The organism is Streptomyces sp. NPDC054956 (assembly GCF_053609185.1).
On record NZ_JBSGXB010000305.1, the window covers coordinates 1 to 8,932 of the forward strand.

Below are 8,932 nucleotides of genomic sequence, written 5' to 3' on the forward strand. Positions count from 1 at the left end.
GGCGGCCCCCCGGCCCGTAATGGATCGCCTCACACCCGGGGGGGGGTTGTTGTACCCCCCCCCGCCGGCGGCTGAGGCGCGGGGTCTGGGGCGGAGCCCCGGGGGGGCCGGGCGCAGCCCGGGACCGGCGGTCAGGGCGCAGCCCTGGGAACCGTGGAAGGGCGGGTGGGGGCAAGCCCCCGCGAAGCGGAGGTCGGGGCCGGCGCAGTCACCCGTACGGCCCCCTACCGCCCCGCGTGGAGTCGCGTGGTCCGAACGGGCGAACGACGATGGGGAGCGCCGGGGCCGGCGCATCCGCGTCCAGCCGCTACGGCGCGCTCAGGAGGTTTACGCGATGACCACCGCCGGAGACATCATGCACCCCGGGGCCCAGTGGATCCCCGCCACCGAGACCCTGGACCGGGCCGCTCAGCTAATGAGCCGCCTCAACGTGGGTGCGCTGCCCATCAGTGATTCCAACGAGCGGCTCTGCGGCATCCTGACCGACCGCGACATCGTGATCGGCTGTGTGGCCAAGGGGCACGACCCCGCGAAGATCACCGCCGGCGACATGGCCAAGGGCACCCCGCGCTGGATCGACTCGAGCGCGGGCGTCGACGAGGTGCTGGCGGAGATGCAGACCCATCAGATCCGCCGCCTCCCGGTGATCGAGAACAAGCGGCTGGTCGGCATGATCAGCGAGGCCGATCTCGCCAAGCACCTGTCGGAGGAGCAGATAGCGGGCTGGGCGGAGGCCGTCTACGCGAAGGGCTAGCCGCCCCGGGCGGCCCGGGGAGGCCTAGGCCTCCGGCTCCGCCGCGCACAGGACCGCCCGTGCCACCTGGTGCGGGCGGTCCAGCATGACCAGGTGTCCGGCCGGCTCGGCGACCACGAAGCGGGCCCCGAGCCGGTCGGCCAGCTCCGCCTGGCGGGCCAGCCAGTCCATGGCCGGGCTCCGGGTGCTTCCGTCGTGGCCGGCCAGGACGGTGACGGGCGCGGTCAGCGGGAGCCGCTCGCGCAGCGCCAGTACCTCGGCGGCCGCGTCCGGGTAGCGGGAGTTCTCCAGGAGGGCCCCGCGCCAGACCCGGCCGGTCCGGTAGCAACGGCGTACGAGGTCCGGCGCGGCCGGGTCCCCACCGCCGGTGCGGGAGGCCCGTACGGTGGCCCGCCGGGCCCACGGACCCAGCGCGGCGGGCAGTCCCACGCCGGTCACGGCCAGGCCGGCCGCGCGGGCGGCGGCGGTGCGCACACCGGCGGGCAGCAGGGCGCGGGGGCGTTCCTCCACACTGCTGTCGACCAGCACCACGGCGGCCGTGCGCCCCGGGTGGAGCCGGGCGAAGGCCTCGGCGTGGAACCCGGCGATGGAGTGCCCGGCCACGGTGACGGGTACGCCGCCCAGACCCAGCACGTCCAGCAGTCCGGCGATCCGGTCGGCCTCCCCGGCGGCGCCGGGCGGCCGATCGGCGGGGGCGCTCAGTCCGTGTCCGGGCCGGTCGAAGCGGATGACGGTGCGGCCGGCGGCGACGAGCAGCTCGGCCACGGGGTCCCAGTCGAACCAGGCCATGGCGAGCCCGGCGCTGAGCACGACCGGGGGTCCGCCGCCCTCGACGAGCACGTGCAGCGGGACCCCGCCGTCGGCCGGGACGCGGAGGAATCGGCCGGGCGCGGCCGGGGCGGCGGTCACGTACGGCGTTCGCGGTGGACGGAGTACGCGAGCAGCCCCAGCCAGAGGGCCACGAACAGCACCTGCAGCCGCTGGCCGGCGCCCAGGGCCCACGTGCCGCGGCCGGCGGTGAACATCGCGATGGAGGCCAGGGTCCAGGCGGTGGCGAGCAGTTCGAGTACGACGAGCACGGGGCCGAAGCGGGCGAGCGGGGCGAGCCGGCCGTAGCGGCGGGCGGCGACCGTGAGGGCCACGATCCCGACGAGCGCGCCGGTCATGGCCAGACTGCTGCTGACGGCATGGGCCTGATGGGTGGCGGGGACCAGTCCGGCGGTCTCCCGGGCCGCGCATTCGGGGTCCACGGTCGGCGCGCAGCTCAGCGGCAGCCAGGCGTCGGCGGCGGTGGACGCGCCGAAGAGGGTGACTCCGGCCCAGCCGGTGACGGACCAGAACCGGCGGGAGTCGGGGAGCCGGACGAGGCGGGCCAGGGCGAGGAGGCCGCCGAGGAAGACGAGGAGCCCGGCGGTGAAGTCGGTGGCCCGGAACAGGCCGCCGAGCGGCTGGTCCTGGGCGGCGAGCTCGCTGACGTACGTCTCGATGGGGTTCAGTCCCGTGGAGAGGACGACTTCGAGGACCCACGCGGTGTAGGCGGCGGCGCCGAGTCCGACGAGGCCGGCGACGGAGCGGACGCCGGCCGGGGGCGGGCCGTGCGGGCTCGGCTGACTGTTCACGAGCTGACCTGACTCACCTTTTGTGGACATAGTGTGACTAATCCTAAACACGGCGGGCCCGCTCCTCCGATCGGATACCCACCCCGGGTAGGGTTCCGCCCATGACGCGTCCTGCCCTGCGTACCGAGCGAAGAGCTGTCCGGTGGCCCCGGCTGCTCCTGCTCGCCGCGCTGTTGCTGGGCATCGCGGCCATGCACACGCTGGGCCATCCGGACCGGGCCCACGCCATGGAGGACGCGCCCGCCGGCCACTCCGTTGCCTCGGCGGGACACACCTCGGCGGACATGGCCGGGGGCTCGGCGGACGTGGCCGGAGTCTCGGCGGACATGACCGGACCCTCTCCGGACATGGTCGGCGCCCTGCCTGACACGGCCGGAGCCCCGGCGGATGCGCTCGCGGGCGCCCTCGCCTCCGCAGTTGCCGCCGCCGCCGTCGACGCGTCGCTCCCCCACACCGGCATGGACCCCATGTCGGTCTGCGTAGCCGTGCTCGGCGCGCTCACCCTGCTGTTCCTCGGAGCCGGACTGGCCGGCCCGCGCCGTGCCGCGCCGCTCGGGGGCGCGGCTCGCGCGCCGGGCCGGTCCGGCGGTCCGGATCCGCCGACTCCCCGCGAACTCCTCACCCTGCTGGCGGTGCTGCGCGTATAGGCCGGGCTCCGTCGTCGCCCCCGCACGTCTTCGGGGCGGCGGCAGACGGTGCCCGTCCGTTCGTACCACCGACACCACGAGGTGTTCCGCCATGCGCTCTTCCGCGCGTTCCCCCCTGCCCTCTTCACCCTCTTCACCCCCTTCGCCCTCTTCCTTCCCGTCCGCCCTCCCCTCCCGCCGGGCCGTGCTCGGCGCGGGCGCCGCGCTCGCCGGTTCCGGGCTGCTCGCCGCCTGCTCGGGCGCCGGCGCCGGCATGGCCGGCATGGACCACGGCTCCGGCTCCATGGACGGCAGCCCCTCCGCCGCCGTCCCCGGCGGCTTCGTGGACCCGGCCGGCCCCGAGGTGCGGGCCGCCGAGGAGGCCCGCAAGGCCACCGGCCCGCTCACCGAGATCCGGCTGACGGCCACCGCCACCCCGCTCGACCTCGGCGGCGGCCGCACCGTCCGCTCCTGGGCGTACGGGGACCAGCTGCCCGGCCGGGAGGTACGGGTCACCGCGGGCGGCACTCTCGCCCTGACCCTCGCCAACAACCTGCCCGCGCCCACCTCCCTGCACTGGCACGGCCTGGCGCTGCGCAACGACATGGACGGGGTGCCGGGGCTGACCCAGCGCGACATCGCCCCGGGCGGCTCGTTCACGTACAAGTTCGCCGTCACGCACCCGGGGACGTACTGGTTCCACCCGCATTCCGGGGTCCAGCAGGACCGCGGCCTGTACGCCCCGCTGATCGTCGAGGACCCCAAGGAGCCGCTCTCCTACGACAAGGAGTGGGTGGTGGTCCTGGACGACTGGCTCGACGGGGTGGACGGCTCCACGCCCGACGCCGTACTCGCGGAACTGCGCAAGGGCATGAACATGAGCCCGGGCGGCGGCGGGCACGCGGGCCACGGCTCGGCGGGCTCGCCCGCCCCCTCCGCCGGCGGGGGCCCGTCCCGCGTCCTGATGGGCGGCGACAGCGAGGTCCTCGGCAAGGACGCGGGCGACGTCGCGTACCCGCACTACCTGGTCAACGGCCGCACCCCCGAGGACCCGTCGGTCTTCACGGCCCGTCCGGGCGACCGGATCCGGCTCCGGATCATCAACGCGGGCGGGGACACCGCCTTCCGGATCGCGCTGGGCGGCCACGAACTGACCGTCACCCACACCGACGGCTTCCCGGTCGAGCACACCAGGGCCCGCTCCCTGCTGCTGGGCATGGGCGAGCGCTACGACGTCCTGGTGACGGCGGGCGACGGGGTGTTCCCGCTGACCGCGCTGGCCGAGGGCAAGGGCGGTTCCGCGTCGGCGCTCGCACTGCTGCGGACCGCTCCGGGCGCCGCGCCGACGGCCTCGACCCGGCCCGCCGAGCTGTCCGGGCGGCCGCTGACGGCGGACTCGCTGAAGGCGGCGGAGCCGGTGGCGCTGGCCGCGCGGGAGCCGGACCGCACGGTGAAGATCAAGCTGACGGGCGGGATGGCGAAGTACGACTGGGCCTTCGACGGCAAGCCGTACGCGCCGGACGCGCTGCACCCGGTGAAGGCGGGGGAAAGGGTCCGGCTGGAGTTCACCAACTCCACGAAGATGTGGCACCCGCTGCACCTGCACGGACACACCTTCGCGGTGGGCGGCCGGCCGGGCGGCGTCCGCAAGGACACGGCGGTGATCCTGCCCGACGGGAAGCTGACGGCGGACTTCGACGCCGACAACCCCGGCCTGTGGATGGTGCATTGCCACAACGTCTACCACGCGGAGGCGGGCATGATGACGGCACTCGGCTACCGCCGCTAGCGGCTGGCCGCCGGGGGTTCGGGGCCGGCGCGGGCGGCTGGCCGCCGGGTTGGGGGCCGGCGCGGGCGGCTGGCCGCCGGGGTCGGGGCCAGCGCAGGCGGCTGGCCACCGGGGGTCGGGGCCAGCGCAGGCGGCTGACCACCGGGGGTCGGCGCGGGGCCGGTGCCGCGCCGGCATCCGCGCGGCCCCGGGCCCGTGGGCCCCGGGGACACCCACACCGCCGCCGGGCCACGGCCAAGGGACGTGGCCGCACGGTCGCCGGCCCCCGGCTCGGGGATGGTCCCGCGCAGTCGCCGGGCCCGGCCAGGGACGTGCCCGCGCGGTCGACGGGCCCCGACCCGGGGATGGTCCCGCGCAGTCGCCGGGCCCCGGCCAGGGGGCGTGGCCGCGCGGGCGCCGGCCCCGGCGCCCGGGGACGCTCGTGTCGCCGGGGGCGGGCCCGTACCGGCCCGAAATGCCGGACGAGCAGGGCCGCGTCCATGACAGGGTGGTGATCGACACGCGCCGTTTGCGACCTGGAGGACTTCCCGCCGGTATGAGTACCCCGCCGAACCTGCCCAGCACCCCGTCCGGCCCGCCGACGGAGCCCGCGGGCACCCCCGCACCCGAAGCGGCCTCCATACCGGCACCCTCGCAGCCCTTGTCGCTCGACAAACTCCCGGCGGAACCCCCGGCCGTCGCACAGCCTCCGGCCGACGCTCCTGCCCCGGCACCGGCGGAGGCCCCCTCCGAGGCCCCGGTTCCGGCAGAGGCTCCGGCCCCCGCCGAGGCCGAGGACCAGGTCCCGGCCGATGCTCCCGCCCCCGCGCCGACCGAAGTCCCGGCCGCTGCCTCCCTCGAGGCATCCGCGCCAACTCCCGCCGCCCCCGCCGAGGCCCCCGCGCCGGCATCGGCGGACGTCCCTGCCGAGGCCCCGGTTCCGGCAGAGGCTCCGGCCCCCGCCGAGGCCGAGGACCAGGTCCCGGCCGAAGCCCAGGTCCCCGCCCCCGCCGAGGCTCCCGCCCCCGCGCCCGGCGAAGTCCCGGCCGCTTCCTTCGTCAAGGCTCCCGCGCCGGCCCCCGCCGAGGCCGAGGTACCGGCCGACGCCAACGCCCCCGCACCGGCCGAGGTCCCGGCCGGCGCCCCGGCTGCGGCCGAAGCTCAGGTCCCGGCTCCGGCCGGCGCCAACCCCCCCACGCAGGCCGTAGTGGCGGACGTCGCCTTCGCCGAGGCCCCCGCCCCCGCCCCCGCTCCGGCTCCGGAAGCCGCCCCCGGCGCCTTCGCCCCCCTCACCCCCGCGCCGCCGGCGCCCTCGTACGCGGGACCGTACGGTCAGGGCGCGCCCGGCGCGCCCGCCCCGGGCAACCTCTGGGCCGCGCCCCCCGGCGCCTACCCGCCCCCGTACCCCAACGGGTTCCCGCCGCCCCCGCCCGCCACCAACGGCCTCGCCGTGGCGGCCCTGATCCTGGGCCTGATCGGCGTCTTCGTCGGCGTCATCCCGTTCTTCTTCTGGGCCGGCGGCCTCCTCGCCCTGACCGGCCTCGGTCTGGGCATCGCGGCCGTCGTCAAGTCCCGCAAGGGCGCCCCGCGCGGCACGCTGGCCGCGGTCGGGACCGGGCTGAGCCTCCTCGCCGTCGGCGCCTCCGTCGGCGGCTGGTTCATCACGGCGAGCGTCATCGACAGGATCGACAAGTCCGTCGCCGAGGACCGCCGCCTCGGCGACTACGACCGGGACTACGACCTCCCCGTGTACCCCACCCCGTCGAAGCCGGCCCCCAAGCCCTCCCCGTCCGACGTCCCGGGCAAGACCTCCGCGCTGCCCTGGGGCAAGTCCTTCACGTACGACAAGGGCATCGAGGTCACCGTCTCGGACCCGACCCCGTACAAGCCGTCCCAGTCGGCCTACCCGCCCGCGGCCCGCGGCGGCAACGCGGTCAAGGTGACGGTGAAGATCGCCAACAACTCGGGGTCCGCGATCGACGTCACCCTGGCCCTTCCGCACGCCCGCGACGACCGGGGCGCCGAGGCCGAGATGGCCTTCGACGGCTCCGTGCCGAAGATGTTCAAGGGCTCGGTCCTGCCCGGCGAGTCGATGACCGGCACGTACGCCTTCGTCGTACCCGAGGGCACCAAGAGCCTGCACTTCGAGATCGCGCCCGGAACCGGCTACGACAAGGCGATCTGGAGCGGTCCGATCGGCTGAATCGACGGCTCCCAGGACATCGCGTCAGAAAGACGATTACACTGAGCCCGTGCCTCAACTTCGCCTCGCTCTGAATCAGATCGACTCGCACGTCGGCAACATCGCCGCGAACGCCGACTCGGTCGTCCACTGGACCCGGCACTCCGCCGAACAGGGCGCCCACCTGGTGGCGTTCCCGGAGATGGTGCTGACCGGGTACCCCGTCGAGGACCTCGCCCTGCGCGGCTCCTTCGTCGACGCCTCCCGTACGGCGCTGCTCGAACTCGCGGAGCGGCTGGCGGCCGAGGGCCTCGGCGACCTGCCGGTCGTCGTCGGCTACCTCGACCGCACGGAGAAGGCCGCGCCCCGGCTCGGCCGCCCGGCGGGGTCCCCGGAGAACGCCGCCGCCGTGCTGCACGGCGGGAAGGTCGTCCTGCGGTTCGCCAAGCACCACCTGCCCAACTACGGCGTCTTCGACGAGTTCCGGTACTTCGTGCCGGGCGACACCCAGCCGGTCATCCGGGTACGGGGCGTGGACGTGGCCCTGGCCATCTGCGAGGACCTCTGGCAGGAGGGTGGCCGCGTCCCCGCCACCCGCTCCGCCGGGGCCGGGCTGCTGATCTCGATCAACGCGTCCCCGTACGAGCGCAACAAGGACGACCTGCGCCTCGAACTGGTGCAGAAGCGCGCCCAGGAGGCCGGCTGCACCCTCGCCTACCTGGCGATGATCGGCGGCCAGGACGAGCTGGTCTTCGACGGCGACTCGATCGTGGTCGACGCCGGCGGCGAGGTCATCGCCCGCGCCCCGCAGTTCTCCGAGGGCTGCGTGCTGGTCGACCTCGACCTGCCGGCCGCCTCGGCCGAGCCGGCCGAGGGCGTGGTCGACGACGGCCTGCGCATCGACCGGGTGATCCTCTCCGAGGAGCCCGTCGAACCGTACGAGGCGGTCGTGACCGGCGGCTACGCGGAGCGCCTGGAGGACGACGAGGAGATCTACGACGCGCTGGTCGTGGGCCTGCGCGCGTACGTGAAGAAGAACGGTTTCCGCTCGGTCCTGATCGGGCTCTCGGGCGGCATCGACTCCGCGCTCGTCGCCGCCATCGCCTGCGACGCGATCGGCGCGCAGAACGTGTACGGCATCTCGATGCCGTCGAAGTACTCCTCGGACCACTCCAAGGGCGACGCGGCCGACCTGGCCGAGCGGACCGGCCTGAACTTCCGGACCGTGCCGATCGAGCCGATGTTCGACGCGTACATGGGCTCGCTGGGCCTGACGGGGCTCGCCGAGGAGAACCTGCAGTCCCGGCTGCGCGGCACCATGCTGATGGCGGTCTCCAACCAGGAGGGCCACATCGTGCTGGCCCCGGGCAACAAGTCGGAGCTGGCCGTCGGCTACTCCACCCTGTACGGGGACTCGGTGGGCGCGTACGGCCCGATCAAGGACGTCTACAAGACGGACATCTTCCGGCTCGCCGAGTACCGCAACCGGGCGGCCGCCGAGCGCGGCGAGACCCCGCCGATCCCGGAGAACTCCATCGTGAAGCCGCCGAGCGCCGAGCTGCGCCCGGGCCAGGTGGACACGGACTCGCTGCCGGACTACCCCGTGCTGGACGGGATCCTGGAGCTGTACGTGGACCGCGACCAGGGCCTGGAGGCGATCGTCGCGGCCGGCTACGACCGCGAGCTCGTGGCGAAGACCCTGCGGATGGTCGACACCGCGGAGTACAAGCGCCGGCAGTACCCGCCGGGCACGAAGATCTCCGCGAAGGGCTTCGGCAAGGACCGCCGGCTGCCCATCACGAACGGGTGGCGCGAGCACGCGTAGCCGTGGACCGTGGATCCGCCCCTGCGGATCCGCCCGTACGAACGCCGGTGCCCCGGCCGCTCCCGAAGCGGCCGGGGGGCCCGGGCGGGGAGGGGGCGAGCCCGGCCGGGGGCCCCAAGGGGGGGGCCCCGGGCGCCCGGCGGGGGGGGGGGGGGGCC

Annotated in this window: 7 protein-coding genes; 5 read left to right on the top strand and 2 right to left on the bottom strand. The window is 75.3% G+C overall.

The window, feature by feature from the left end:
- Positions 1-334: 334 nt before the first annotated feature.
- Entirely contained in the window at positions 335-754 is a 420-nt protein-coding gene (locus tag ACWGDE_RS32100; protein ID WP_453392555.1) for a CBS domain-containing protein, read from the top strand.
- A 24-nt stretch (positions 755-778) separates the two neighbouring features.
- Here ACWGDE_RS32100 and ACWGDE_RS32105 read toward each other — a convergent pair whose 3' ends face one another.
- Together ACWGDE_RS32105 and ACWGDE_RS32110 are read right to left on the bottom strand one after the other, a co-directional pair.
- On the bottom strand, positions 779-1,663 hold the full coding sequence (locus ACWGDE_RS32105) for an alpha/beta fold hydrolase (protein WP_453392556.1): 885 nt from the start codon (positions 1,661-1,663) through the stop codon (positions 779-781).
- Positions 1,660-2,373 (bottom strand): DUF998 domain-containing protein, encoded by a 714-nt coding sequence (locus tag ACWGDE_RS32110; RefSeq protein ID WP_453392557.1) that lies wholly within the window; start codon positions 2,371-2,373, stop codon positions 1,660-1,662. The genes ACWGDE_RS32105 and ACWGDE_RS32110 overlap by 4 nt, the downstream gene beginning before the upstream one ends.
- Before the next feature lie 101 nt (positions 2,374-2,474).
- On the opposite strand from ACWGDE_RS32110, the gene ACWGDE_RS32115 reads away from it, so the two are divergent.
- The 4 genes from ACWGDE_RS32115 (at position 2,475) to ACWGDE_RS32130 (ending at position 8,774) form a co-directional block, all read left to right on the top strand.
- Positions 2,475-3,020 (top strand): hypothetical protein, encoded by a 546-nt coding sequence (locus ACWGDE_RS32115; RefSeq protein ID WP_453392558.1) that lies wholly within the window; start codon positions 2,475-2,477, stop codon positions 3,018-3,020.
- A gap of 91 nt (positions 3,021-3,111) precedes the next feature.
- The gene (locus ACWGDE_RS32120; RefSeq protein ID WP_453392559.1) at positions 3,112-4,788 is read left to right on the top strand and encodes a multicopper oxidase family protein; all 1,677 of its coding nucleotides are present in this window, start codon (positions 3,112-3,114) and stop codon (positions 4,786-4,788) included.
- A gap of 535 nt (positions 4,789-5,323) precedes the next feature.
- Complete coding sequence (locus ACWGDE_RS32125; RefSeq protein WP_453392560.1) at positions 5,324-6,970, top strand: DUF4352 domain-containing protein; 1,647 nt, start codon at positions 5,324-5,326, stop codon at positions 6,968-6,970.
- Positions 6,971-7,019: 49 nt separating this feature from the next.
- The gene (locus ACWGDE_RS32130) at positions 7,020-8,774 is read left to right on the top strand and encodes an NAD+ synthase (protein ID WP_453392561.1); all 1,755 of its coding nucleotides are present in this window, start codon (positions 7,020-7,022) and stop codon (positions 8,772-8,774) included.
- Positions 8,775-8,932 lie beyond the last annotated feature (158 nt).

Coding starts and splice junctions, on each gene's coding strand:
- ACWGDE_RS32115 (WP_453392558.1), top strand. CDS start 2,475: ATGACGCGTCCTGCCCTGCGTACCGAGCGAAGAGCTGTCCGGTGGCCC.
- ACWGDE_RS32100 (WP_453392555.1), top strand. CDS start 335: ATGACCACCGCCGGAGACATCATGCACCCCGGGGCCCAGTGGATCCCC.
- ACWGDE_RS32120 (WP_453392559.1), top strand. CDS start 3,112: ATGCGCTCTTCCGCGCGTTCCCCCCTGCCCTCTTCACCCTCTTCACCC.
- ACWGDE_RS32125 (WP_453392560.1), top strand. CDS start 5,324: ATGAGTACCCCGCCGAACCTGCCCAGCACCCCGTCCGGCCCGCCGACG.